Raw genomic sequence first — 23,650 nt, 5'->3', positions numbered from 1 at the left:
GTCGTCATGGTGCGTAGTACCTCGCGCTTGGATCAGGGCACTTCAGTTTGAGTGCAGCCAAGTCGGCCCTGCTGATGTGGGTTTCAGTGATGACTTCCCAGTAGGGGCTCCACAGCCCGACCGTAGTGCCGTTCACCCACTCAACCCAGGTTTGTTCTGACGGAGGCTCGCTGATGTCGTAGCCCTGCGCGATCAGGCACTCTCGTAACTCCAGCTCGTAGCCGTACTGCTCGCGGAGGGCTCGATCGGTCGGTGGTGTGATCGGATAGGCTTCCTCCCCTTGAGCTCGGCATTCCGCTTCATCGGCCTTCCACTGGTCTTCCTGCTCTGGGGGAACATTCCACCCGCCAGTCTCCAGTTCGGGCCAGCCGGCGTCTTCCATGCAGCGGGTATGGGCCTCGTTGATCAGGTCATAGACGCTCTTGCCGTCGATCAGGCCATCGGGGCCAACCTGTTCTACCCATGCAGGCGGGCCCGATGCATCAGGTGAATCGGATCCGCCAGGCGGGTCAGCTCCCGGGCTCGTGCAGGCGGCCAGCAGCCCGATCACGAAGATGGCACCAACTGTCGCCAGCTGGACGGGCTTCATGCGCCGAACGTCAATGCGAAAAGGGCCAGGGAAGCCACCCCGACGGCAGAGGCCAGGCACATGGAGATCCGAATGAGCCACACCTGGTGTATGACGATCTCGATGACGACGGAGACCACGAGCACCGCAGGCAGGAGGAAGGCCGAACCAACAACTACTGAATAGAGCACGTAGCCGTCACTATCGGTGAGCGACCCTACTAACGCGATGAAGGCAAGCCCGGCGACGCAAATCGCCACATCCGTCAGAACGACGATCGCCGGGTTCTCCGTGCGCCTCCGGAGCAAGCCACTCAGCCCTCGAACCGCTGCCGCCGCGGTGAACACCACGGCCACCCCGGCTGCGATATCTCCGAGGGCATCCTGCGGCGGTCGTGCCGAGATCCAGAAAACGGCGGTGGTTATTGCCCACAACACGACCGCGACGCAACCGGCGATCATCGCCCGGGCTGCAATGGAGGTCGGCAGCTGGTTCTGTTCAGTCATGGGACTCTCAACTCCTTGAGCGGGTCGCGGCGGGCGGCGGCGAGGGCGGGGATGAGGGCGGCGGCGAGTCCGGTGATGATCGCGAGAATGCCGACGGCGGTGAAGAAGTCCCAGCCGGGCAACGGGTCACCGGTAGCGACGAGGCCGATCGCTGCTCCCGCGCTGCCGACGACGGCACCAACCGTGCTGAGCACCACCATCTGGGTGAGGAGAAGTCCAACAATGAGGCTTTGGGATGCTCCGAGGGCGCGGCGGCGGCCGAAGTCCTTGCGGCGGAGCATGACCAGGCCGTAGAGGATGGCGGCGACCAGCACAGCGGTCAGGGCGAAGATCACCACGACCAGATTCCGGCCGAAGCTGCCGAGCTGGCCCTCCACCAGCGCCCGCAGTTGGGCGAGGGATTCGCTGGTGGACAGCTTGACCTTGCTGGGGTCATCGACGGCGAGCACCGATTGCACCGCCTGGGAGACGGGGGCGACCAGGTCGGGCCGGGCCGCAATCACCACCAGCACGCTGACCGGCGCTGGCGTCGCATCCGCCGCCTCGGTTTGCGGAACGACGACCAGGGGTTCCAGGAAGCGCAGGTAGTCGGGCACGTCGATGCGGCCGGTGATGGCGTAGTCGGCGCCGGTATCGGAGAGCACTCCCCCGGCCTGATCGGGCATGCCGAGCTGCTGCAGCGCGATCGCGGAGGCCAAGGCTGACCCGTTGGGCACGGGGAGGTTGCCGGTCAGCCGGCGGATGTCGTCACCGTAGGCCAGGCGCACCGGCACGCGGGTGCCGTCGCCGAAGGCAGCGTTCTGCACGTCGTGGGCGGTGCCGAACGCGCCGGCCCATTCGATGCCATCCACGTTGGCAAGGCGCTGCAGAACGGCGGTGTTCAGCCCGGCGCCGGCCTCGGCGCGAACCACGACGGCGCGGGTGCCGGCGGAGTCGATGCTGCCCAGCACCGCCTGTTCCGCGCCGACGGTGCGGCCGGTGGTCAGCAGCACAGTCGCACACATTCCAGCGACCATGATGATGGAGACGACGGATGCCACCGGCTGGCTCCGCGCGGATGCCATCGCCTCCCGCACCACAGCCAGCACCCGGCGCAACGCGTTCATAGGGTGATCACCCGGTCGCAGCGGGCGACCAGGGCCGGGTCGTGGGTGGCGACAACGACGGTGCCGCCGCCGTGGGCCTGGGCGCGCATGGCGTCGACCACGATGGTGGCCGAGTCCGGGTCCAGGTTCCCAGTCGGCTCATCCGCGAGCAGGATGCGCGGGTCGTTCAGTAGCGCCCGGCACAGGGCGATCCGCTGCGCCTGCCCACCGGAGACCTGCCCGGGCTTGTGGTTTGCCCGCAGGTCGACCCCGAACTGGCTCATCAACTCCAGGGCGCGCCGCTTCGCCGGCTCGCGCGGCTCGCCGCGGTAGAGGGCGGTCTCGATCACGTTGTCCAGCACCGTGCGGGTGGCATCCAGCGCCGCATCCTGGAACACGAACCCGAACCGGGAGGCCCGCATACGTGCCCGGCGCGCATCCGCCAGCCCCGCAGCATCCGCCCCATCGACCAGCACGTGACCGGCGCCCGGTTTCAGCATGAGGCCGAGCAGGTAGAGCAGGGTGGACTTGCCGCGGCCGGAGGGGCCGGTGATCGCCACCACCTCCCCGGCTGAGAAGGTCGCATCCCAGCCGGTGAGGATTTCGGCGCTGTGCCCATAGCCGAAAGTGATCCCGCGGGCTTCCAGCAGTACGGTTCCCATGGGTATTACTCGCCGGAGGCGGGCACCCGCACGCGGGTTCCGCCCGGCACCCCCTCGATCACCGACATGCCCCGGGCGCTGGTGACCACCGTCACCGGATGCGACACCGCCTCCGCATCGGTGACCGTGACCCTTCCGTCGGCGGAGCTGAGCAGTGCCGCGGACGGCACCACCAACCCGGCCACCGTCTCCACCGTGACAATCCGCGACTGCAGCAGCGTCTGCCCGGTCACCGGAATCGTTGCGCACTCCTCACCGCAGATGACCGCACCATCCTGGCCGGCGAGGATGATCGTGGTGCCGGCCATCTCATCCGTCACCTGGTCCACGACTACCGCCTCCCACTTCGCGTCACCATTGGTGATTTCCACCCGGGTGCCGTTCGGCATCATCGAGGTCTGCGATTCGGTCACCGGGATGACGAACGTCGGTGCCGCGGGCAGGCCCTTCACCACCGCCTCCCCGCCGGTGACGATGGCGCCGCGCTTGATCACCTCGATGTCCAGCGCCAGCCGGGTCGGCAACGTGGGGACGAACACCAGGTCCCCCGGCTGCACCACCCCATCCTGCGGAACACCCAGGCTCTTCTGCCACGACTTCACTGCCCGCTCGGTCGCGGAACCGAATTCTCCATCCGGTGTCGCCCTGAAGTGTCCGAGGGCGGCCAGCATCGCCTGCACCTGCGTCACATCCGCACCCTTGGAACCACGGGCCAGCGGCTGGAACGACGGGATCGAGCCCTGCGCGACGACCACCGGCCGCAGGTTCACCGTGTACAGCACCGTCCCGTGAGTCACCTCATCGCCGGCAGCAACGTTCACCGTCGTGACGGTGCCGGATGCCTGATTCGTCCCGACCGGAACCGGTGTCCACTCCGCCACCGTGTTCAGGTTGATGCTGGAGCCGACCTCACCGTCCACCACCTCGACGAAGGTGAACGCCGTCGAATCCAGTACGTCCTTTGCCGGGGTCAACACCGTCGCACCAGCCCACCCGACACCAGCGCCGACCAACAAGGTGACCAGAGCAAGCCCGACCCACATAAGCCACCGGCGTCGAGCAGGAAGATCTGAGGCATCAGCGTGTGGCATATCGAGATACTTTCAGACTTGGGCGGCGAACGGGTGCCATTGCGCGCTCAGCCATAGATTCCATCCGGTATCTGCGGGCACTTCTTGTTCAGGTCGATCCAGTCCAACTTGCCCTGCGAGGGCGTACGGCCAAGGGAATCGTAGGGGCTCCACGGATGCGTGTAATACTCCTCGACGAAGGTGGCCCGGCTGGGCGCGGGGTCGACGCTGATGCCCTCGCCCTCCAGGCATGGGGTCAAGGTGTCTACGAAGTAGTCGTAAAGGAATTCCAGCTGGGCGTCGTTGAGCGGCTGGGTGTATTTCGGATGCGGCGGGTATTGGATCCGGCAGGTCAGGTTCGCAACGGTGTATGGCACCATCTGTTCCTCCGTGTACGAGCCGCCGTACCCACCGTCCTCACTCACGGTCGTCTCGAACCCGAGCCTGGTCATGCACTCCGCCATCGCCTTCGGGAGCTCTTCCGGCGACACGAAGCGGATGCGCTTGATCGCGTCCACGTCCACGGTGCGGTCGGTGTTCCGCAGGTTTGCCCGGACCTCCTCCATTTCGAGATCCGACAGGCGGAATGCCTCCGCCTCCGACATCTCGGGGATGCCGAACCTGTTCTCGGTGCCTTCGGCATCCGGGGAGGACGCGCATCCGCTCATCAAAACAGTCAGGATGACAGCCGCACCGATCACGCCCAGAAGAGTCCGACGTGAACTAGTCAACGGATGGCACCGATTCTGCTTCCCCGCCGTCTGGTGGTGTCAAGTTCATCGACGAGGTGATGTCCACCGATCGGGTGGCCGGAAGCGTGAGGGATTCTGGTGCTATTCGTGCCGCCGCGCTCTTCGAGTCCATCTCATTCCTTCCGGTTGAGGGTGACGCTATAGGAGCCTCGAGGAATGCACAATAGAAACATAGTGGACAGTTGGTTTTCGTTATAAGATCGCAGAACTGGTCTTCCGCTGCATCCGTGCGGGCCAACTAGGCAGGGAGTTTCATGGTCAGGCAGGCTCGAGCCGAGGTGACACGCGAGGCGCTCATCCGTTCGGCTGGAGCTGTTTTCTCCAGGACCACCTACGCCAGCGCAACTCTCGCCGACGTGATCTCCGAGGCCGGAGTGACTCAAGGGGCGCTGTATTTCCACTTCGAGTCGAAGCACGCTCTCGCCCTTGAAGTCATCCGCCGCCAGCACGAAACCTCGATTAACTCCGGTCGGATCTTTCTCGAAGGCGAGGTGCGTGGCCTTGAGGCGATGGTGCTGCTCTCAGTGGAACTCGCTCGCCAGATCACCACCGACCCGATCGTTCGTGGGGGGTTGAGGCTCAGTACGGAATCGGCTGAGTTGTTCGGCGAGCACGCGAGTGGGCCTTACACCGACTGGATCGCCGCCGCCGACCTGTTCCTGAGGCAGGCCGCGGATGACGGGGACGTGGACCAGTCGACGGATTTTCCGGCTGTCGCCCGTTTCGTCATCTCCGCATTCACTGGAGTCCAGGTCGTCTCGCAGGCGACGACGGACTGGGCAGACCTCAATGAGCGGCTGGAGGAGATGTGGGCGATTGTGTTGCCCGCGATCGCGCGCCCGGAAAAGCGAGGCGGCCTGGAGCGACTTCCAGCGCTGGTGAGACCGGACAGAGCAGAGCAGATCTCCGTTTAGTTCTTGACTTCGAAACCACGGGACCCCAAAAATCCCAGTCGCGCGGTGCGGAGATTCGGGCTAGCCTGACGCGCATGGCCCAGGCCGCCTCGCTCGCACGTGCGTGGATCGGAACGATCGTCTTCCTCTTCCTCGCGCCCGGCGTCGTCGCCGTCCTGATTCCATGGTTCATCTCCGGCTGGCGGGTTCACGACTGGGGTGCCGCGACCTGGGTCGTCGTGCCGATCGCGGGGGTCGCGATTGCTGTCGGCGCATTCTTCCTCCTTCACGCCTTCGCCCTGTTCGCCCTGCACAGTGGAACGCCTGCGCCGATTGCCCCTACCAAGACGCTCGTCGTGACAGGGGTCTATCGGTTCGTGCGCAATCCGATGTACCTCGCGGTGCTCGCGATCATCCTCGGCCAGGCGCTGCTGTTCGGAAGTTGGTGGCTCGTGCTCTATGCCGTGATCGCCTTCGTTGCGGTCTTCGCCTTCGTGAAGGGCTATGAGGAGCCGACCCTCACCGGCACCTACGGCGATCAGTACCTCGACTACAAGCGCCACGTTCCCGGGTGGTGGCCACGGTTCACTCCGTGGCGCGGTGACATCACTCGAGGGTGAGCACGACGTGACCGCGCTCTCCACGCCACGGTGACGGTAGGCATCCGCGCTCCGTGCACGCGGGTGGGTCACGTCGAGGGGCGAGTCAGGAGTCCCAAATCGGCCCGAATGCTGGAACGCCGCGGCGTTCGAATTCGCCCACGACCCGCCCGGTAACGGACTTATTCGAGACGCAGATGACGGCATCCGCCCCGGAGGCGAAATACGCGTCATAGGCGAGCCCGAACACATCGGGTTTCCCCTTCTCGGACGTGTTCCAGATCACGGCTTCGGGTTGCGCCGCGGTCACCTCGGCGAGGAGTCCGTTGCCGTAAGTCTCTCGCGGCGCCTTGGTGACCCACACGAGCCGGGCACCCTGCGTGTCGGTGAGGAGGTGGCCGAGAACAGGCCCGATTCCGCTTCCGGTAACGACATACAACACCCGGGAAAAGAGCCGCTTCGCGTTCGCGACGCCGGCGGTAGGGATGCCCCTGACCCACACATGCGTGGGCGGGTGGTCGATGAACCGTGACGTCCAGCCTCCGGCCCGAGATACCACCATCCGATATCCGGACTCCCCCGCGGTCGCCGGCACGCAGGCGAAAGGGTGCCAACCGAACAGCGGATGCCGGCTGATCGCCCGCGTCGTACCCACCGGCGGGACGTAACCATAATCCAGCCGTACGATCGCCGCGTGGTCGGAAGGACGCTCGACCGTGATTGCCACTCTGCGCAGCAACAGCCAGGGCCATACCGCCAGCACGGTCGACACCACGAGCATCCAGAAGATCGGCGATGTCACGAGTGCCTCGCCAAACGTACGGGCAGCCGTCTGCAACTGGGCGAGAATCAAGGCGTTGACCCAGGCCAGAGCGAACACGACCCAGGTGCCGAAACGATGCGACGCCTCGAACACGTCGTGGTGGAGGGTGCGAAACCTTGGTGCCGCCAAGGCGCAGATGGCAAGTAACACGATCACGATGAGGAGCGCCAGGAGCACTGAAATGTCGTCGTATCCTGTTACCCCGTCAGCCCATGCGGGGATGAGAAGTACGACATACACGACGTACCAGACGGTACCGGCGATGGCGCCGCCCACGTGCAGTCCGCCTACGTGGTAATACTGTGCGAGCCGCCAGCGCAGGCCTAGGGGCCAGGAGGTGGGTGCCCGTGTCGCCAGCCAGGAAATGAGGTTCACGATCCAGTGCTGGCGCGGCAGAATCGCGAAGAGAAGGTTCAGCTGGGAGATCGCCGCGATGACCTGCAGGCTGAGTGCGCGAGGCTGCCACCATCCGGCCGCCATCCCCCAGATGAAGACCCCCGCGTTCACGGCGAGCACGCCAACAATGAGAACCAGGTAAAGCACGACGCGGGCGCGGCCACGTGGACGCGGGTCGGCGGCCGGAGTCTCGTCCATTCGATTCATGAGCCACAGTCTGGCGAACAGTAGCGTTTTCGGCAATTCCTCATCATTGGTCGACCCAAGTCATCGAACCAAATCGACGCTTGACGGTGGCCCGCCGTTTCACGATTCGGCTTATCCAGCCGACGTATGGGTCCGGCCCGGGCGCTGCACCGAGTCCTCGCTCATCAACGCGGACGGGCGGATGATGATCAGGACTCCGGCGATTATCGCCCACAAGCCGAGAAGCAACGACACCGTGTCCGCGACCTCGAAGAGGAGACCCACAAGGGAGGCGAACTGGACCAGACCGAGAACGATCGCCGCCCACGCCAGCCAGCGTGGGAGCATCCGCGCCTGAAGCAGCAGCGCACCGAGCACGACGAACATGACTCCGAAGGCGAGCATGTCGAGCCAGTGCAGCCCGATCCGCAGGTTGTTGAAGAGAACGACAACCGAAGCAGGCAGTTCCTCGGCAGCGCCGCTGCGCGCGAGCGCCACGAGCGGAGCGATCCCAGCCGCGGCGATGGCCGCTGATGCTGCGGCCAGGGCGACAGCCAGAGTGCCGAACCAATCCGCGACGCTGGTCGTCCGGCGGGCCACCGATGCGACCCTGGCGACGAATGCGAGCAGGCACAGGAACGATGTATCCACGACGACCGCATCGACAAAGTTGGCGCCATGAATAACGGTCGACGCTTTGCACAGCGAGATGCGGGCGTCAGACTGGTCGCGTGGACCAAGGGCGGAACTCCTGGGTGCTGCACGTCGATCTCGACCAGTTCGTTGCGGCGGTCGAGGTGCTGCGGCGGCCAGAGCTCGCGGGCAAACCGGTGATCGTCGGCGGTCGAGGCGACCCGACTGAGCGGGCAGTGGTGTCCACCGCGTCGTATGAGGCCCGCGAGTTCGGTGTCGGTTCCGGGATGCCTCTGCGCATCGCCGCGCGCAAGGCACCGGATGCGGTGATCCTGCCGGTGGACGCCGAGGCCTACACCGCGGCATCCGAACAGGTCATGGCGACTCTGCGAGCGCAGCCCGGTGCGACCGTGCAAGTGCTCGGCTGGGACGAGGCGTTCATCGGCGTACACACAGCGGATCCGGAAGGCTATGCCCGGCAGGTGCAGCAGGCCGTCCTGGAACGGACCCGGCTGCACTGCAGTGTCGGAATCGGCGACACCCTGGTCCGTGCCAAGGTCGCGACGGGGTTCGGCAAACCTGGCGGGGTGTTTCGACTCACGGCGGACAACTGGCTGGACGTCATGGGTGACCGGCCGACGATCGACTTATGGGGCGTCGGAACGAAGATCTCGCGTCGGCTAGCCGAGTGCGGCATCACCACGGTCGCCGAGCTCGCCGCCGCCGAACCGGACAGCCTGGTTGCCGAGTTCGGGCCGAAAATGGGTCCGTGGTACGTCCAGCTCGGGCGCGGCGATGGCGAACGGGTCGTGGATGACACGCCCTGGGTGGCCCGCGGCCACAGCAGGGAGACGACGTTCCAGCGCGATCTGACCGAACCGGCGCAGATCGAGGAGGCGGTACGCGAGCTGGCCGACCGGGTGCTGGCGGATGTCGCGGCTGAGGGCCGGCCGGTGGTCGGGTTGACACTCAAGGTGCGTTACGCGCCGTTCGTGACCAAGGTCCTCACCAAACGGGTCGCCGAGACTTTCGACCGAGAGGCAGTGCTGGCTGAAATTCTGGGACTGGTCGGACGGATCGAACCGAACCGGCCCATCCGGCTGTTGGGGCTGAGGGCGGAGATGCCGATGCCGGAGGATGCACGGGAGGGGCACACTCCCACGCGCAGCGGCTGGTGACTTGCTTTGTCTGGCGGTGACCACGGTCCCTCTGAATAACACCAATCGCGAACTAAAGGAGTAACACCATGAGCACCACCTTCACAGTCGACTTCTTCTGCAGCCTCGATGGCTACGGCTCGGCCAAAGGATGGCCCGGATATTGGGGAAAGGAGGGCCCCGAGGTCCGCGAGGACCGGGTGCGCACGTTCGCGCAGGACCAAGTGCTCGTCTTCGGCGCGACGACGTTCCGGCAGTTTCGGAAGTTCGTCGCCGAGTACGACGAGCCCTACTACGACCGCATGAACGAGCTGCCGAAGATCGTCTTCTCGAGCACGCTCGAGGAGCCGCTCGGCTGGCAGAACTCGACACTGACCAACGAGGACGCGGCGACGGCCATCGAGCGCCTCAAGCGCACCACCGATGTCCCGATGCGCTCGCACGGCAGCATCTCGCTGAACCGCGCTCTGCTCGCCGCCGGCCTCGTCGACCGGCTCGAGGTCATGGTCTTCCCCGCCATCACCGGCAAGAGCGGCTATGCCTCGCTCTTCCATGACGGGGCGGAGTTCGACCTGGAGCTCATCGAGTCGACCGTGCTCGACGGCCGGACGATTAAGCTCGTGTACGCCCCGCACCTGCACGAGGGCATCCCGGAAGGCGTCGGGCCGAAGCCCCGCGCGGCGGGCTAGTCGAGTTCAACGACAAGCTCCGCGCCGGCGGCCATTGGGTGTTCGCAGGCGAACTGGACCAGGCTGCGGATGATCGCCGCCCACGCGTGCCAGCGCGGGAGCATCCGCGCCTGAAGCAGTAGTGCGCCGAGGACGACGAACATGATTCCGAAGATCGAGGAGGCGGTAACGCGCGGGAGGGGCACGCCCCGACGCGCAGCGGCTGGTGACCGGGCGAAAAGCCGAAACGCTCCCGAGAATCGTCAGAAGCGTTTCGTCTTGCGGCTGTTCTTTGAAGCATCGTCCTACGGCGTCGTTACGATCTTGGCGCCGACCTGGTCAAACATGAGGTCGAGGTTCGTTCCGATGAGGGCAACGGCGGTGATGATGACAACTGCGATCAGCGAGACCATGAGTCCGTACTCGACGGCGGTTGCACCATCTTCGTTTCGCATGCTGTTGAGACGAGCCTGAATCCGGCTGTAAAGGTTCATTTTTTTCTCCCTTTCGGTAGCAGCCGGCCAGGGGATTGACCGAGCAAGTGCCGCAAAGCTACGCCGGGTCGGCACCACCGCGGCGTTCAAACCCCTGAACTTTCGGGGCGATTGACGTTTGAATGCCTAAACGACGACAATTCGGCGAGAACGCCTGTTGAGGAAAGTTCCATCTTCCGGGGAGTAGTTCACGTGGGGTCGGGGCTTTCTCGCTGTCTAGGTGAAAGCCTCGATCATGCTGAGAACAGCGGGGGTGAGCAGCACTATGAACAGCACCGGGAGAATGCAGAAGATAAGTGGGAACAGCACCTTCACCGGGATTTTCATCGCCGACTCTTCAGCGCGTTGCCTCCGCCTGAGGCGCATCTCCCCTGCTTGCACCCTCAGCACCGCGGCGATGGCGATGCCGTAGGTGTCTGCCTGCACGACCGAGCGGGTGAACCGGCGCAAATCTGCGGAGGACGTGCGGTCGCCGAACGCGAGGTATGCATCCTTTCGCGTGCGCCCGATGCTCATGTCTTGGAGGGTGCGGATGAATTCCTCGGCGAGCGGTCCCTTCCCGTTCGTTGCCGCCTTTGCCATCGCCGCCTCGAAGCCGAGACCGGCTTCCACCGAGATCGTCATTTGGTCCAGGGTGTCGGCGAGGGCATCCTGCATCTTCTGCTGCCGCTCCTGCCCGCGGCTGATCAACAGCAGGTCGGGGACGAAGAAGCAGAGCACGATGAGCGCCATCCCGAGCAGGAATCGCACGGCTCCTGGGTCGGTGCTGATCCACCAGACAGCGAGCATGCCTCCACCAGCAGCCATAACCGGCTTTGCGATGAGGATCTTATCGATCGTCCAGGTGGGCGGTCGCCCGGCGAGCGCGAGTCGACGGTCCAGCATGCCCAGGTAACCCTTGGGGACACGTTCCCGGATGCGCTCGACGAGTGTGGCGTCGCTGGTGGCCACACGCGCGGAATCGGGGACAGCGGGCAGCCCGGACGGCTGGGGCGTCCGGCCCGATACCAGGATGCCGATCAGCGCACCAAAGCCACCGGCGATCGCAATCGACGCGAGGAGGGCAATCATGGGTGGCATTCGTTTCTCCTAAAACTTGACCTTGACGACGGCCATCATCCACAGCGACCCGGCGACAAGAAGCACGGCTGAGACAATGAGCGCGATGATGCCCCACACATTGGTGATAAAGCCGGTCAGGTACGTCTTCTGGGTCAGGATGAGGAAAGTAAACACGCCCACCGGCAGCATGATGAGAATCCAGGCGGACAGCTTGCCTTCGGCCGCGAGGGATTTCACCTGGCGGCGGATCTCGTTCCGTTCCCGGATGGTGTGGGCCACCTGATCAAGCACTCCCGACAGGCTGCCGCCAACTTCGCGGTTGATCGCGATTGCCTGGGCTACCCACTGGAAGTCGTCGCTGCGCATCCGCATCGCCGTGTTGTCGAGGGCATCGCCCAGGTCGCGACCGATTCGGGTCTCGTTCACGACCCTGGCGAATTCGTCCGCAGTTGGAGACTCGGATTCCTGTGCGGCTGCGTCGATGGCTCGCAGCAGGCTGTGACCCGCGCGGAGCCCGCCGGAGAGGAGCCCGAGTGATTCATCGAGCTGGTCAGCGAACTTTGCCCGTCGGTGACCGGTGCGGATGCTGAGCATGATCCTCGCGCCGAGGGGGGCGAGGAGGGCGAACACGATCATGAGTGGGATGGTCCAGAGGGTCCCACCGCCGAGCAGCAAACCTGCAAGGGCAAGCACCAAAGCGGCGGCGATGACCATGAGCACGAATGCGGGCGGTTGCATCCTGATGTTCGCCTGCTCGAGCTGATCGGAGTTGAATGGCGCGCGACCGCGACGACGGATTCCACTCTCAATGGCGTTAAGAGTGCGATCAGTCATCTTAGTGAGCGTGGACGGGGTGGACTCCCCCGGTGCTCGCCGCCTCTCCAGCGGAACCTTCACGGCCGGCGGTGAGATGACCAGGAACACGATGACCAGCAGCGCGAGCAGTCCCGCAGCACTCCCCAGGTAGAGCACGATGTCGCTCATCGCTTGTCCCGGGTGACGAGTTCGGACTGGAAGACGCTGGGCGGGAGCGGGATGCCGAGGTCGCCGAATCGGTCAGCGAAGCGCGGCCTGACCCCTGTTGCGATGGCGTTGCCGAGGTGTCGGCCGTCCGCGTCGACACCGGCTGCGTAGTCGAAGACGAACGCGTCCTGCAGGGTGACGATTTCGCCTTCCATCCCCTGCACTTCGGTCAAATGCGTGATCCGACGGGTTCCGTCTTTCAGCCGGCTGATTTGAACGATGACATCGATGGCCGAGGCTATCTGCTCCCTGACTGCTCGCAGCGGCAGGTCGATTCCGGCCATCAGCACGAGGGTCTCCAAACGAGCAATCGCGTCTCTCGGCGAATTGGAGTGCACCGTGGAGATGGATCCCTCGTGACCGGTGTTCATTGCCTGAAGCATGTCGAGGGTTTCACCGCCGCGGCATTCACCGATGACAATGCGATCCGGGCGCATCCGGAGCGAGTTGCGTACGAGGTCGCGAATGGTGATCTCGCCTTTACCCTCGATATTGGACGGGCGTGATTCGAGACGGATCACGTGTTCTTGCTGGAGTTGCAATTCGACGGCATCCTCGATGGTGATGATGCGTTCTTCTGCGGGGATGTAACCGGACAGCACATTCAGCAATGTCGTCTTTCCGGTGCCGGTACCGCCGGAAACGATGATGTTGAGCCGTGCTTTCACGCATGCATCGAACACAGCGGCCATGTCATCGTTGAGGGTTCCGAACCCGATAAGGTCGCTGGCCGTGTACGGCTCTCGGGAAAACTTGCGGATCGTCAGCGAAGACCCGTCCACGGCGAGCGGAGGGATAATCGCGTTCACCCGCGACCCGTCTGCCAGCCGTGCGTCGACCAGGGGCGATGACTCGTCGATTCGCCGGCCGACCTTCGAAACAATCCGCTCAATCACCCTCCGAAGTTGGGCTTCACTGGTGAACCGGGCATCGTCGCGACGTAACACCCCGCCGCGCTCGACGAAGATCTGATCTGGTCCGTTGACCATGATCTCCGTCACGGCGTCCTCCGCGAGCAGAGCCTCCAGCGGGCCGAATCCGAGAACATCAGAGCCAATTTCGGTGATGAGCCTGGTACGTTCCTCTGTGGTCAGCGGCACCTTCTCCGCGGTGACGATGGTGGCCAGCTCGGCGCGGGCGTACGCGTGCAGCTGCTCCTCGGAGAGGCTCGGGTCGTTCAGCCGGAACCCGATCTTCTCGAACAGGTCCTGAGCCGCCCGCTCCTTGAGGTCAGCGAGGGGATCAGCTTCGATGATCGCTGCGGGCACCCTTGCCTTGACCACCTTGGGAACCTGAGGTGCCGCTTTGCTGGGCAGCGCGGGTTCGGGTCGGCGAGCCTCGTGTGCAACGGGTTCGGGTGAGGCGGCGGCGGTCCGCCTGGGGGCAACCAATGGCGTCTTCTGGAGGAGGTGTTGGGGCCCATCGCGGTGTGCCGCATCGACCCGTTCGGTGAGTTTCACTTGAGCACGACCCTTCGGTGACGCCAGCTCCGCTGTTTCCCGGCGGCGGGATCGAACCGCTGCACAAGGGCGGCGAACGCTTTCGATGTGGGATTCTTGGCACGGTCCTCAAGGACCGGATGCCCCATATTTGTCGAGAGCACGACGAGCTTCGACCGCGGGATCGCGATATCGACGGGCACTCCGGTTGTCGACTCGACATCTCGGATCGACATCCCACTGTCCCGGTCGGCGAAGTTCAGGACTACGTGCCGTGACGGCGGCGTCAGTCCGATGCTCTCCATAGCGGCTAGGTGGGTGCGCAGGCCGCGGGCGCTGGTGACCGACATGCCACAGACGAAGACCAGGTCGGTCGATTGTTCGATCGCGGCGAGAGTGTGCTCGCCGAGTCCTGGTGTCGTGTCAACGACGACGTATCGGAATTCGTCGCGCAGTTGCGCGATCAGGGCACCCAGCTGGTCGCCCGTGACGCGGTCACCGTCGATGGGCGATGCGGCCCCGCAGACTGTGTAGAAATTGGCATCATGGGCGGTGAGATAGGTCTTCAGCACCATGGTGTCGCCGGCCGCCGCCTCCGACACTGCATCGGGGAGGGTGTAGGTCGGCTGAAGCGCCAGCGCGGTCGCAACATCCCCGAACTGCACATCGCCGTCGATGAGCACAACGGAGTTTGGCGCAAAGCCGGCCAGGCCGACGGCGAGGTTGGTCGCCACCGTCGTCTTGCCCATTCCCCCCTTCGGCGACACCACAGAAATCACCCGTCCGGACCAGGCGAGTGACTCACTCGCGTGTCGAGCGGTAGCGTGTTCAGGCTTGGCCGGCTCGGCCACAGGAGGCTCAGCTGATGGCAGCGGCTCTGATGGAAATGCGTCGGCTACTAGCACTTCCTCCACGTCTGCTTCCCCCCTCTCTTCTAATTCCGGCAAAGGCTCCAATACAACTTCGGGCTCGGGCTCGACGTCCCGCACCATTTCGGGCTCCGGTGCCGGCTCCACCGGAACAACTTCCGGCTCGGATGCCCGCACCACTGGCACCTGTCTGGTCCGCCGACGTGGTGGGTCGTGACGTCTGCCGAGCTTCTCCACCGCCTTCAGCAGCGCGGCATCGTCCAGGCTGGGACTGGCGACCGCGTCAACCCTCATGTCTGACACCCATTTATCCATAGCGCGACCTCGCTCCATCACGAGCATGATTCCGGCCCGCGGATAGAGCTCGGACAGCCCGGCGGACAGCTCATACGTCTGCGCGTGGGAGAGCGACGGGCCGAGCAGCGCGATGTCGGGACGGTCATCTGCGTTCAGGTTTGCGAGCACCGCTGAGGAACCCTTGGCCAGGGAGGTCCCCATGATCGTCTGGAAGTCGTAGTCGAGCAGCGAGCGCAGCCGGGACTCGAACTTGCGGCTGCGGCTGATCAGCAGTAGCCGGCTCATTCGAACACCATCCCGCCATTGACGGACCTCGAGCCGGATTCGTCGGCGCCTTCAGGCTCGATGGTCAGCCAGATCGAACCGAATTCCTGGCCCCACACAATCGTCTCGATGTCGGGAGTCGTGCGGGCCAGCGTGACCATGACAGCGCTGACCGGTTCGCTTGGCACATCCGAGTCATCCTTATTCGGGCGCGTGGTCGTTCCTTCCTGCACGGCCGTGACGAGCACTTTGTGGAAAACCTGCTTGCTCAGCGATACCTCGGTTCCTCCGGCTGTGTCTTTCAGCGTTGAGGAGATCACGATCCCCACGGTGTCGCCTGCCGTCACGGTGCCGCCGACGACATGTTCGACCGGCAAGGCTATGGTCAACGACTGCATGCCCTCCGGAACCGGGACATCGCCTCGCGCGGCGCGCGTGGTGGGGTCGACCCAACGCGACTCGAGAAGCTGCTCGCCCGGCACGAGCGCCACGTCGGCCACCCTCCCGGCAAGACCGGTCAAGTCGGTGACCCTGCCATCGGCCACGGCCAGGGCAGGCAGCTGACGCTCCGCGATAAGTTTCTCGATGTCCTCAGCGGCTGTGCCGGCCGGTATTTCTTCGGCGACGACATAGACGGTGACCATTTCTGCGCCTGCCGAGGCGCGGGCATCCGCTCCCCTCACGTAGGCGATCAGGACGAAGGTTCCCGCGAGGGCCAGGGCGATGGCGAGGATGGCGCCGATGAGTCGGGTTTTCATGACATCTCCTAGTCGATGAGTCTGACGATGGTGGCGCCGAGGTCCGGGCCACCGAGCTCGGTAGCTGCATCCTCAACTGAGACCCAGCGCTCGAAAAAACCCTGGATACCCCTGCAGTTGCCGTTGCAATTGGGTGCAGCGGAGTCGATGTTCACTTCGGGAAAGCTGTGGCCACCTGAGAACTTCCAGCCGGTGATCGTGAACGCGGCGAATGCATAGATGTGGTACGCGGCGTCAACACCGTTGGTCACGAGCGCGCTGTCGAAGATGGGGACCAGGATGGTCTGGCCTTCCATGTCGGTCAGCGTGTCATCGCAGATTCCGGGATAAGAGTTACCGGGTTCATTCGGCATTGATGCTTCATCCAGGTCAAGGAAAGCTGCGCATTGGTCCTCCAGCCGCTCGATCCAGCCGAACCCTCCGGGAATCGGCTGGCCGTCAGGACCCTCGCACACGCGTTCCTCGTCGTACCGGATCAGCACCAGAGTCCCGTCCAGCGCCGGCGTGAACTCGCAGTAGGAGATGGCAATCGGCAGCGTCACCATGGCGGCACGGGGTGCGCCCCATTCCGCCGTGGCCTCGGCGAAGACTGTTGTTGCGCTCGTTCCGATGAGGGCGGCGAACGGATGGCGGATGGCAGTCGAGTTGGTGCCGGCCTCCCGGGTGCTCGCCGTCACCGTGACGCTAGTGGCAGTGGGAAACGTCGGGGTGAGGACGTTGGCTGCGCCGTCATTGGCATTGGCGTCCGAGAATGCCGCAGCGCGGGCAGTAGGATCGTCGCACGTGCCATCCGAACAGTCCTGGGCGATGGCGAGTGCCGCGGCATCCGCCCCATTCTGGAGTTGCGCACGCTCGGCGTAGAGAGCACCGACATCGAGGGCGATCGCCAGAAAGCCGATGAGCGGGATGATGAGAATGGCCATCATCACCGCGCTGGCTCCGCGTTCATCGCGAAGCCTTGAATTTATCCACCGCATAGCATGACTCCTCTGCCTTCCAGGGGTAACGTGACGCCGAAGAATCCGGTAAGGAGCTCGGCGTTGTAGTTGATGGTCACGGTCACGGTGGTCCCGGCCGCGCAATCTGTGGGGATGATGGTGATGTCGCCAGCGGCGATAGCCGGATTGACGGATGGCGCGGCGTTGATTGTTGCCACTTGTGCGACCGCAGGGTCGTTGTGGATCGCCATGGTGCGTGCGCCCTCACGGGCGGCTTGCGTCAGTGAGATCTGGGTGTTGAAGAGCAGGCTGAATTCGATGAGGCCCATCAGCAGAAGAATGAGCACCGGCAGGATGAGCGCGAACTCGATGGCTGCCGCGCCGCTGTCGTCTGCGGCTCTCTGCGAAGCAGTCATCGGAATGCCCTTCTAAATCAACGGGGGAAGAGCGACGGCGGTTGCCCGGGTATCGGCGACCACCGCCGCTCAAGAGTGTGGCGAGCAAAGCCGCGCACAGCTGAGATGGTTACGGAACCGTCGTGCCGATCTTTCCGCCGACTGCGTCGAACATGAGGTCGAGGTTGGTTCCGATGAGGGCGACGGCGGTGATGATGACGACCGCGATGAGCGAGACCATGAGTCCGTACTCGACGGCGGTTGCGCCGTCTTCGTCGCGCATGCTGTTGAGACGAGCCTGGATTCGGGTGTAAAGGTTCATTTTCGTTCCGTTTCGGTAGCGGCTGGCCAGGGGGTTGACCGAGCGAGTGACCGTAAAGTTACGCCGGGTCGGCACCACCCCGGCGTTCAAACCCCTAAACACCACGGCCGGTGGCGTTTGATTTCCTAAACGGCGAGCCCGAACCGCCTGCGGTAGTGTCACGGCATGCGCGTGCGCCGGATGCCACTGAGGATGGCCACCGGGATGCCACCGTGCTAGCCCCATGGCTGCCCTTGATCGCCGCGGTGGCGGGGGCCGCGCTCGGAGTCCCGCTCAGCCTGATTGCCGAGCGGATGCTGCATCGGAGACGGCGCTTCGCCTGGCCGGCGCGAACGGGGGCATCCGCTGCCACCGCTGCACTCTTCGCCGTCGTGGCCGGTGTGTTCGGGCTGGTGTGGGAGTTGCCGGCGTACCTCTGCCTCGCCGCTGCCGCGGTGATTCTCGGCACCGTCGACCTAGCCGAGAAACGCCTGCCGAACGCGGTCGTTTATCCGACGCTGCTCGTGATGGTGCTGCTGCTCACCGGCGCCGCCGCGATGAGCGGCGCCTGGCCGGCATTGCTCGGTGCAGGAGCTGGCGCGGTCGGCCTGTTCGCGGTGTATTTCGTGCTGGCCCTGATCTCGCCCGCCGGCATCGGAATGGGCGACGTCAAGCTCGCCGCCGTGATCGGACTTGCGCTCGGCTATCTCGGCTGGGCGACGTTCCTCGTCGGCGCGACGGCCGGCTTCATCGTCGGCGGTGGGATGTCCGCCGTCGCCCTACTCACCGGCCGGGTGAACATTAAGGGGTCTACCCCGTTCGGCCCAGCCATGCTCGCCGGGGCATTTCTCGCGCTCGCCCTGTACCGTTTAGACCTTTGAACACCGGGCCCGGGTGCAAACCGCATCCCGGGCAATACAGTCATCGCATGGCAGCCCACCCGAGAGCTGCCCCTTAAGCGCGAAGGCGAAGAACATGACTCGAATCTGGAAGCGGACCGGCACGGTAACCGCCATCACCCTCCTCACCACCCTCGCCGTGGTCGCCACCGGCGGCATCGCGCACGCGGACAACATTCAAGACACCATCGCGGACACCGGCACCGGCGTCACGCTGGTCGCCGGAGCCGCCACCGGCGCCAGCGCCGGTATCCGCCTGATCGGAAACAACTCGGGCGGCGACACGGATCCAGGGTGCAACATCGACCTGGGCGAAGCGCCACTCGTTCTCGACATCGTGACTCCCGCCGGCGTCACCGCCAACCCCGACCCACTGTCGATCACCGCGTGCGGCACCGAGTTCCCAGTAACATTCACTGCCAGCAGCAGCGCCCTGAGCGGCAACGCAACCGTCAGCATCGTATCCGGCCCTGCCGGATCCGGCAGCTACTTCAACCAGGTGCTGATCCCTATCGCGGTCACCCAGCCAACGCCCACCAACACGAAGCCATCCGTCGCGGTGACTGGCGTTGTTGACGGCGCAAGCTACGAGATCGGTGCCGTTCCCGACGCGACGTGCGCTGTGACGGATGCCGAAGACGGCGCCAGCTCGACGGCAGCGGTACTCAACGGAACCTTGTTCCACGGTCTCGGTGCGCTGGTCGCCACCTGCGACGCCATCGACACCGGCGGCCTTTCGGCCGACACGGCTTCGGCCACGTTCACGATCGTGGACACCGGAAGCCCGACGATCGACCATGCGCTCCTCCCCGCCGCCCCGAATGGCGAGAACGGCTGGTACACCACCGACGTGGCGGTCAGCTTCTCCTGCTCCGACTCCGGTTCCGGCGTCGACAGCTGCGTCGGCGACACCACCCTCGGCGAGGGGGCCGGCCAGTCGGTGACCGGTACGGCGACGGACTGGGCCGGCAACACGCAAACCGATACCGTCACCGGCATCAACGTCGACAAGACGGCGCCGACAGTGGGCTTCGTCGGCGGGCCCGACGCCAGCTATTACTTCGGAGCTGACCCTGCCGCGCCGACCTGCAACGCGTCCGATGCCCTCTCCGGCCTGGCATCCTGCCTAGTCACCGGAGGCGGCACCACCGTCGGCGCCCACTCGTACGTCGCAACCGCGACAGACAACGCCGGCAACACGAACATCGCAACGCTCGGATACACGGTCCTGGCCTGGACCCCGATCGGCTTCTACTCCCCCGTCGACATGGGCTCGGTGTGGAACACGGTTAAGGGCGGCAGCACGGTGCCGCTCAAGTTCGAGGTGTTCGTCGGCACCACCGAGTTGACCAACACGTCGGCGGTGGACACGTTCCGGGCCACCCCGGTCGTCTGCCCCGGTGCGGCGGCCGCGTCCGATGCGATCGAATTCCTCACCACCGGCGGCACCAGCCTTCGCTACGACGCAACGGCCGGCCAGTTCATCCAGAACTGGGCGACACCGAAGAAGCCCGGCGCATGCTTCGTCGTCACGATGACCACCGACGACGCTTCCAGCATCTCCGCCAACTTCATCCTGAAGTAGCGGGAACGCTACTCCTCACGAAGCAGCCGGAAGGCGCTCTCGCGGTCCTTCACAGCAAGTTTGCGGAGGACCGCGGAGACGTGCACCCGCACCGTCGTCGGGGAGACGAACAGGCGGCGTCCGACCTCCTCGGTGGCTTTGCCGTCGCTGAGCAGTTCCATCACTTCCCACTCGCGGGCGCTGAGCACGGTCGCGACGGCGGATTTGCGTACGAAATGCGGTCGCGACGGGGCGCGGAATTCTTCCAGGATCCGCTGCACCACGCGGGGCGGCAGAGCGGGCTCTCCTGCCAGTACGCCTCGGAGCATGCCGGGCAGAGCGGCCGGATCCGTGTCTTTGAGCAGGTATCCAGCGGCGCCGGCACGTAGGGAGTCGAACAGGTCGTCGTGTTCCTTCGACTGCGTGAGCATCACGATCGCGACCAGCGGCATGCTCCTGCTGATCTGCTGGGCGGCATAGATGCCGTTGCCGGGCATGTGGATGTCGAGCAGCACCACATCGGGCCGCAGCTCGGCAACCAGCTGGATTGCATGTTCGGAGTCGCCTGCCTCGCCGCAAACTTCGCAGCCATCCGCCTCCAACGCCGTCCGGAGTAGTGCGCGCATCGGAACGTGATCGTCCGCCAGGACGACTCGGATGCTCTCGTTCACTACCATTTGACCGTCACCACGCTTCCCGCACCTGTCGCAGCCTCCACGCTGAATGATCCGGGCAGTGTGCGTGCCCGCTCCCGCATACTGATCAACCCGTACCCCGCGTTTCTCGAGACGGTCTCGGCAACGTCGAACCCGTCGCCATCATCGTGGATGGCGAGCAGTCGATGGCTGCCGTCCTTCATCAGCCGAAGGCGCACGCTTCTCGCTTTGCCGTGGTGCACCGCGTTGGAAACGGCCTCCCTGGTTATCCTCATCAGCGCATGCTGTTGATCCGGCTCGACGTAGACGGTTCCGTCGAGCTCGACCTCAAGGTCCACCTCATACCGCGCTGCGAGTTCCCGGGCCACCCGGTTCAGCATCGCGCCCAACGGCTCATCGCTCGGTCGGCCGAGCGCCTGGATTGCGGAGCGCACTTCGTCGAGCGCGCGGTCGCAGGCGGCGATGATTCGGGAGGCGGATGCGGCATCCACTGGTATGGAATGGCTCACGGAGCGGATGTACACCAGTTCCTGAACGACCCCATCATGGAATTCCCGGGCTAGCCGGCGCCGGTCATCCTGCACGGCCGCGCGGGCGCGGGTGCTCCAGAACTGGCGTATTTCGCGGGTCGCCCCGATCATCAGTAAAAGGTAGCCTCCGCTGCGGAGAAGGTCACCGGTGGCGATCCAGTCGGCAAACAGCAACGGGGAAAGCACCATGTTCACACTGGCGAAACCTACGAGCGCGAACGCCGGGGCGAGCCAGCGGAGAAGTTCGTTGTCGCGGCGTTTCATCTGGGAGGCGAACGCGATTGACGCGACCAGGAACCCGAGCGCCGCCAGCCCCTGCATGATCATGGGCACGGGCTGGCTGAGGAACAGGTTTTGTACTGTCACCGGAACCTGGTCCTCGATCGACTCTGCTGACGGCCCGGCCGTCCAGAGGGCGAGGAAAACCACAGTGATCACGGCCACCGGTGCCAGAATCCACACCTGCCGCGTGGCGGGTTGTCTGGCGGGTCGCTGATTAGCCAGGGCCGCCCGGGCGATCAAGGCCGCTCCCGCCAGGCGGAGCGCGAGTAACAGCCAGGCTTCCGGGGCACCAGTGCTGATGACGCCCAGGATGTCAATCACATAGGTGAGGCCAATTCCCGAGACGGCCAGCAGCACGAGGCCATATGTCAGCAGTAGATCCTGCAGGGCGCCATGACGGATGTATCGTCCGTGAACCAGATACGCGACCAGGAGCGCGGCGCCGGCGTCAATGGACGCCAGCACCAGATGTGCTAACGGGTTGTGGTACGCATAGGCCAGGTAGGGGCTCCACAGAATCAGCGCGGTGATCACGGCGCCCACGGTCCACGCGGCGATGGTCAGCCCTGAGTTGAACGGCTTAGTCTGCGTGGATGCCCGGCCCGCATGTACTTGACTGACATTGTCACTGCGGCGCCAGTTCCATCTCGCAGCGTACAGGGCCAGTGCGCGAGCACTCTTGGTTCTAAGATCCCCCATGATGCCTGAGTTCGGGTCGTGAGCAACTGTCGGGTCAGGCGCTCGAGTGTGGGCGAGTATACACCGTCCACGCCCATCGGCGATACTGTCTCAGGTCTTCTGATCAGACGGATCATGGCGTTATCCCCTTTGCGGTACTACCGGGACTGGTCGGCCGGATCGAGCCGGACCGCCCTATCCGCGTGCTGGGGCTGAGGGCGGAGATGCCGAAGCCGGAGGATGCGCGGGAAGGGCACGTGACGAGGGATCGCGGTTTACGCCATAGTCGGATGATGAGAGTAGCAATTACTGGTGGAACCGGATTTGTCGGCAGCCACCTGGCGAAGCGTTACCCGGCGACGGATGTGGCGGTTGTGTCGCGCCGGTCGGGCACGCCCGTTGACGACGTGGACGCGCTGACGCGGGCGTTTGAGGGCTGTGAGTCGGTAGCGCACTGCGCAGGCATCAACCGCGAGATTGGTGAGCAGACTTTCGACCGAGTCCACGTTCGGGGCACGGCTGCGGTGATCGAGGCGGCCCGAGCCGCGGGCGTCCGCAAGATTGTCATGCTCAGCTTCCTGCGCGCCCGCCCAGGGTCGGGCTCGCCCTACCACGAGTCGAAATGGGTGGCCGAAGAGATGATTCGCTCTTCCGGTCTGGAGTACACGATCGTGAAAGCCGGGATGATCTACGGCCCTGGCGACCACCTCGTCGATCACCTGAGCCGTACTATTCAGACGGTCCCGCTCTTCGCCTCCGTGGGACTTCGTGAGAAAACCATCAGCCCGATCCCTGTAGATGAATTGGTCGACGTCCTGGTCGCCGCCCTCGGCGACCGCCTCCCCAATCAAACCGTGGCCGTCCGCGGCGGCGAAACCTTGCTCTTGAGCGAAGCCGCTCGTCGAGTCGCGCGAGTCCTCGACCGCCGCCTGATCGTCATCCCTGCACCCGTTGCATTCCACCAGATCCTCGCCCAGTTCGCCGAATGGACGATGAAGGTACCCCTCCTGGCAAAAGCTCAAGCGAGGATGCTGGCCGAAGGAGTCACGGATGCCGCTACGCCGGCCACAGAGCTACCTGATGATCTTCGCCCCAAGCTTCCTTTCGACGACAGCCAGATCCGCGGTGCGCTACCCGAATCGGGGGCGTTCGGCTGGCGTGACTTGCGAATAAGCCGGTAACGCTAACGCTGTTGCGCGGTTT

The 23,650-nt window shown here is 64.7% G+C and carries 27 protein-coding genes; 7 read left to right on the top strand and 20 right to left on the bottom strand.

Going from position 1 to position 23,650, the window contains the following annotated elements:
• Positions 1-4: 4 nt before the first annotated feature.
• Genes ACX3PH_RS09690 through ACX3PH_RS09665 form a run of 6 tightly spaced genes read right to left on the bottom strand, consistent with a single transcriptional unit; the run spans position 5 to position 4,592 of the window.
• Positions 5-589 carry a hypothetical protein gene (locus ACX3PH_RS09690; protein ID WP_459091875.1) on the bottom strand — a complete coding sequence of 195 codons (585 nt, stop codon included), beginning with the start codon at positions 587-589 and terminating at the stop codon, positions 5-7.
• Positions 586-1,074, bottom strand: coding sequence for a hypothetical protein (locus ACX3PH_RS09685; protein ID WP_459091873.1), 489 nt, complete (start codon positions 1,072-1,074; stop codon positions 586-588). The genes ACX3PH_RS09690 and ACX3PH_RS09685 overlap by 4 nt, the downstream gene beginning before the upstream one ends.
• Complete coding sequence (locus ACX3PH_RS09680; RefSeq protein ID WP_459091871.1) at positions 1,071-2,180, bottom strand: ABC transporter permease; 1,110 nt, start codon at positions 2,178-2,180, stop codon at positions 1,071-1,073. The genes ACX3PH_RS09685 and ACX3PH_RS09680 overlap by 4 nt, the downstream gene beginning before the upstream one ends.
• Positions 2,177-2,821: an ABC transporter ATP-binding protein gene (locus tag ACX3PH_RS09675; RefSeq protein ID WP_459091869.1), complete on the bottom strand. Its 645-nt coding sequence runs from the start codon at positions 2,819-2,821 to the stop codon at positions 2,177-2,179. The genes ACX3PH_RS09680 and ACX3PH_RS09675 overlap by 4 nt, the downstream gene beginning before the upstream one ends.
• 5 nt (positions 2,822-2,826) lie before the next feature.
• Complete coding sequence (locus tag ACX3PH_RS09670; protein WP_459091867.1) at positions 2,827-3,912, bottom strand: peptidoglycan-binding protein; 1,086 nt, start codon at positions 3,910-3,912, stop codon at positions 2,827-2,829.
• A 47-nt stretch (positions 3,913-3,959) separates the two neighbouring features.
• The gene (locus tag ACX3PH_RS09665) at positions 3,960-4,592 is read right to left on the bottom strand and encodes a hypothetical protein (RefSeq protein WP_459091865.1); all 633 of its coding nucleotides are present in this window, start codon (positions 4,590-4,592) and stop codon (positions 3,960-3,962) included.
• Positions 4,593-4,897: 305 nt separating this feature from the next.
• Here ACX3PH_RS09665 and ACX3PH_RS09660 point away from each other — a divergent pair, with 305 nt between their 5' ends.
• Both ACX3PH_RS09660 and ACX3PH_RS09655 read left to right on the top strand, forming a co-directional pair.
• The gene (locus ACX3PH_RS09660) at positions 4,898-5,557 is read left to right on the top strand and encodes a ScbR family autoregulator-binding transcription factor (protein WP_459091863.1); all 660 of its coding nucleotides are present in this window, start codon (positions 4,898-4,900) and stop codon (positions 5,555-5,557) included.
• A gap of 74 nt (positions 5,558-5,631) precedes the next feature.
• Positions 5,632-6,156, top strand: a complete 525-nt coding sequence (locus ACX3PH_RS09655; RefSeq protein WP_459091861.1) for a methyltransferase family protein — start codon at positions 5,632-5,634, stop codon at positions 6,154-6,156.
• Positions 6,157-6,241: 85 nt separating this feature from the next.
• Here ACX3PH_RS09655 and ACX3PH_RS09650 read toward each other — a convergent pair whose 3' ends face one another.
• Both ACX3PH_RS09650 and ACX3PH_RS09645 read right to left on the bottom strand, forming a co-directional pair.
• Positions 6,242-7,561, bottom strand: coding sequence for a ferredoxin reductase domain-containing protein (locus tag ACX3PH_RS09650; protein ID WP_459091859.1), 1,320 nt, complete (start codon positions 7,559-7,561; stop codon positions 6,242-6,244).
• A gap of 111 nt (positions 7,562-7,672) precedes the next feature.
• Positions 7,673-8,224: a hypothetical protein gene (locus ACX3PH_RS09645; protein WP_459092398.1), complete on the bottom strand. Its 552-nt coding sequence runs from the start codon at positions 8,222-8,224 to the stop codon at positions 7,673-7,675.
• A gap of 47 nt (positions 8,225-8,271) precedes the next feature.
• Between ACX3PH_RS09645 and ACX3PH_RS09640 the strand changes: the two genes are divergently transcribed.
• Both ACX3PH_RS09640 and ACX3PH_RS09635 read left to right on the top strand, forming a co-directional pair.
• On the top strand, positions 8,272-9,351 hold the full coding sequence (locus ACX3PH_RS09640; protein WP_459091857.1) for a DNA polymerase IV: 1,080 nt from the start codon (positions 8,272-8,274) through the stop codon (positions 9,349-9,351).
• 68 nt (positions 9,352-9,419) lie between these two features.
• On the top strand, positions 9,420-10,019 hold the full coding sequence (locus tag ACX3PH_RS09635) for a dihydrofolate reductase family protein (RefSeq protein ID WP_459091855.1): 600 nt from the start codon (positions 9,420-9,422) through the stop codon (positions 10,017-10,019).
• On the opposite strand, the gene ACX3PH_RS09630 is transcribed toward ACX3PH_RS09635, so the two are convergent.
• The 10 genes from ACX3PH_RS09630 to ACX3PH_RS09585 form a co-directional block, all read right to left on the bottom strand.
• On the bottom strand, positions 10,016-10,204 hold the full coding sequence (locus ACX3PH_RS09630) for a hypothetical protein (protein WP_459091853.1): 189 nt from the start codon (positions 10,202-10,204) through the stop codon (positions 10,016-10,018). The genes ACX3PH_RS09635 and ACX3PH_RS09630 overlap by 4 nt on opposite strands.
• A gap of 99 nt (positions 10,205-10,303) precedes the next feature.
• Positions 10,304-10,492 carry a Flp family type IVb pilin gene (locus ACX3PH_RS09625; protein ID WP_459091851.1) on the bottom strand — a complete coding sequence of 63 codons (189 nt, stop codon included), beginning with the start codon at positions 10,490-10,492 and terminating at the stop codon, positions 10,304-10,306.
• 216 nt (positions 10,493-10,708) lie between these two features.
• Positions 10,709-11,572: a type II secretion system F family protein gene (locus ACX3PH_RS09620; RefSeq protein WP_459091849.1), complete on the bottom strand. Its 864-nt coding sequence runs from the start codon at positions 11,570-11,572 to the stop codon at positions 10,709-10,711.
• A 9-nt stretch (positions 11,573-11,581) separates the two neighbouring features.
• Entirely contained in the window at positions 11,582-12,538 is a 957-nt protein-coding gene (locus ACX3PH_RS09615) for a type II secretion system F family protein (RefSeq protein WP_459091847.1), read from the bottom strand.
• Positions 12,535-14,037, bottom strand: coding sequence for a CpaF family protein (locus ACX3PH_RS09610; protein WP_459091845.1), 1,503 nt, complete (start codon positions 14,035-14,037; stop codon positions 12,535-12,537). The genes ACX3PH_RS09615 and ACX3PH_RS09610 overlap by 4 nt, the downstream gene beginning before the upstream one ends.
• Complete coding sequence (locus ACX3PH_RS09605; protein WP_459091843.1) at positions 14,034-15,467, bottom strand: AAA family ATPase; 1,434 nt, start codon at positions 15,465-15,467, stop codon at positions 14,034-14,036. Before ACX3PH_RS09605 ends, ACX3PH_RS09610 begins: the two co-directional genes overlap by 4 nt.
• The gene (gene cpaB, locus ACX3PH_RS09600; RefSeq protein WP_459091841.1) at positions 15,464-16,204 is read right to left on the bottom strand and encodes a Flp pilus assembly protein CpaB; all 741 of its coding nucleotides are present in this window, start codon (positions 16,202-16,204) and stop codon (positions 15,464-15,466) included. Before cpaB ends, ACX3PH_RS09605 begins: the two co-directional genes overlap by 4 nt.
• Before the next feature lie 8 nt (positions 16,205-16,212).
• The gene (locus ACX3PH_RS09595; RefSeq protein WP_459091839.1) at positions 16,213-17,181 is read right to left on the bottom strand and encodes a pilus assembly protein TadG-related protein; all 969 of its coding nucleotides are present in this window, start codon (positions 17,179-17,181) and stop codon (positions 16,213-16,215) included.
• On the bottom strand, positions 17,169-17,558 hold the full coding sequence (locus ACX3PH_RS09590) for a TadE/TadG family type IV pilus assembly protein (RefSeq protein WP_459091837.1): 390 nt from the start codon (positions 17,556-17,558) through the stop codon (positions 17,169-17,171). Before ACX3PH_RS09590 ends, ACX3PH_RS09595 begins: the two co-directional genes overlap by 13 nt.
• A 109-nt stretch (positions 17,559-17,667) precedes the next feature.
• Complete coding sequence (locus ACX3PH_RS09585) at positions 17,668-17,859, bottom strand: Flp family type IVb pilin (RefSeq protein ID WP_459091835.1); 192 nt, start codon at positions 17,857-17,859, stop codon at positions 17,668-17,670.
• A gap of 155 nt (positions 17,860-18,014) precedes the next feature.
• Here ACX3PH_RS09585 and ACX3PH_RS09580 point away from each other — a divergent pair, with 155 nt between their 5' ends.
• Complete coding sequence (locus ACX3PH_RS09580; RefSeq protein ID WP_459091833.1) at positions 18,015-18,719, top strand: prepilin peptidase; 705 nt, start codon at positions 18,015-18,017, stop codon at positions 18,717-18,719.
• A 94-nt stretch (positions 18,720-18,813) separates the two neighbouring features.
• The gene (locus tag ACX3PH_RS09575; protein ID WP_459091831.1) at positions 18,814-20,322 is read left to right on the top strand and encodes a PxKF domain-containing protein; all 1,509 of its coding nucleotides are present in this window, start codon (positions 18,814-18,816) and stop codon (positions 20,320-20,322) included.
• A gap of 8 nt (positions 20,323-20,330) precedes the next feature.
• Here the strand turns inward: ACX3PH_RS09575 and ACX3PH_RS09570 are convergent, their stop codons facing one another.
• Together ACX3PH_RS09570 and ACX3PH_RS09565 are read right to left on the bottom strand one after the other, a co-directional pair.
• A complete protein-coding gene (locus ACX3PH_RS09570; RefSeq protein ID WP_459091829.1) occupies positions 20,331-20,978 on the bottom strand; it encodes a response regulator in 648 nt (215 codons plus the stop codon).
• On the bottom strand, positions 20,972-22,468 hold the full coding sequence (locus ACX3PH_RS09565) for a sensor histidine kinase (protein WP_459091827.1): 1,497 nt from the start codon (positions 22,466-22,468) through the stop codon (positions 20,972-20,974). Before ACX3PH_RS09565 ends, ACX3PH_RS09570 begins: the two co-directional genes overlap by 7 nt.
• Positions 22,469-22,740: 272 nt before the next feature.
• Here ACX3PH_RS09565 and ACX3PH_RS09560 point away from each other — a divergent pair, with 272 nt between their 5' ends.
• The gene (locus ACX3PH_RS09560) at positions 22,741-23,628 is read left to right on the top strand and encodes an NAD-dependent epimerase/dehydratase family protein (RefSeq protein WP_459091825.1); all 888 of its coding nucleotides are present in this window, start codon (positions 22,741-22,743) and stop codon (positions 23,626-23,628) included.
• Positions 23,629-23,650 lie beyond the last annotated feature (22 nt).

It is taken from the genome of Homoserinimonas sp. A520 (assembly GCF_054489245.1).
This window is presented reverse-complemented; position numbering and strand designations above follow the sequence as displayed.

Bases quoted from the DNA above. Each gene is read 5' to 3' on its own strand.
- ACX3PH_RS09690 (WP_459091875.1), bottom strand. From the start codon at position 589: ATGAAGCCCGTCCAGCTGGCGACAGTTGGTGCCATCTTCGTGATCGGG.
- ACX3PH_RS09685 (WP_459091873.1), bottom strand. From the start codon at position 1,074: ATGACTGAACAGAACCAGCTGCCGACCTCCATTGCAGCCCGGGCGATG.
- ACX3PH_RS09680 (WP_459091871.1), bottom strand. From the start codon at position 2,180: ATGAACGCGTTGCGCCGGGTGCTGGCTGTGGTGCGGGAGGCGATGGCA.
- ACX3PH_RS09675 (WP_459091869.1), bottom strand. From the start codon at position 2,821: ATGGGAACCGTACTGCTGGAAGCCCGCGGGATCACTTTCGGCTATGGG.
- ACX3PH_RS09670 (WP_459091867.1), bottom strand. From the start codon at position 3,912: ATGCCACACGCTGATGCCTCAGATCTTCCTGCTCGACGCCGGTGGCTT.
- ACX3PH_RS09660 (WP_459091863.1), top strand. From the start codon at position 4,898: ATGGTCAGGCAGGCTCGAGCCGAGGTGACACGCGAGGCGCTCATCCGT.
- ACX3PH_RS09655 (WP_459091861.1), top strand. From the start codon at position 5,632: ATGGCCCAGGCCGCCTCGCTCGCACGTGCGTGGATCGGAACGATCGTC.
- ACX3PH_RS09650 (WP_459091859.1), bottom strand. From the start codon at position 7,561: ATGAATCGAATGGACGAGACTCCGGCCGCCGACCCGCGTCCACGTGGC.
- ACX3PH_RS09635 (WP_459091855.1), top strand. From the start codon at position 9,420: ATGAGCACCACCTTCACAGTCGACTTCTTCTGCAGCCTCGATGGCTAC.
- ACX3PH_RS09625 (WP_459091851.1), bottom strand. From the start codon at position 10,492: ATGAACCTTTACAGCCGGATTCAGGCTCGTCTCAACAGCATGCGAAAC.
- ACX3PH_RS09620 (WP_459091849.1), bottom strand. From the start codon at position 11,572: ATGCCACCCATGATTGCCCTCCTCGCGTCGATTGCGATCGCCGGTGGC.
- ACX3PH_RS09615 (WP_459091847.1), bottom strand. From the start codon at position 12,538: ATGAGCGACATCGTGCTCTACCTGGGGAGTGCTGCGGGACTGCTCGCG.
- ACX3PH_RS09605 (WP_459091843.1), bottom strand. From the start codon at position 15,467: ATGAGCCGGCTACTGCTGATCAGCCGCAGCCGCAAGTTCGAGTCCCGG.
- cpaB (WP_459091841.1), bottom strand. From the start codon at position 16,204: ATGAAAACCCGACTCATCGGCGCCATCCTCGCCATCGCCCTGGCCCTC.
- ACX3PH_RS09595 (WP_459091839.1), bottom strand. From the start codon at position 17,181: ATGCGGTGGATAAATTCAAGGCTTCGCGATGAACGCGGAGCCAGCGCG.
- ACX3PH_RS09590 (WP_459091837.1), bottom strand. From the start codon at position 17,558: ATGACTGCTTCGCAGAGAGCCGCAGACGACAGCGGCGCGGCAGCCATC.
- ACX3PH_RS09585 (WP_459091835.1), bottom strand. From the start codon at position 17,859: ATGAACCTTTACACCCGAATCCAGGCTCGTCTCAACAGCATGCGCGAC.
- ACX3PH_RS09575 (WP_459091831.1), top strand. From the start codon at position 18,814: ATGACTCGAATCTGGAAGCGGACCGGCACGGTAACCGCCATCACCCTC.
- ACX3PH_RS09570 (WP_459091829.1), bottom strand. From the start codon at position 20,978: ATGGTAGTGAACGAGAGCATCCGAGTCGTCCTGGCGGACGATCACGTT.
- ACX3PH_RS09565 (WP_459091827.1), bottom strand. From the start codon at position 22,468: ATGGGGGATCTTAGAACCAAGAGTGCTCGCGCACTGGCCCTGTACGCT.
- ACX3PH_RS09560 (WP_459091825.1), top strand. From the start codon at position 22,741: ATGAGAGTAGCAATTACTGGTGGAACCGGATTTGTCGGCAGCCACCTG.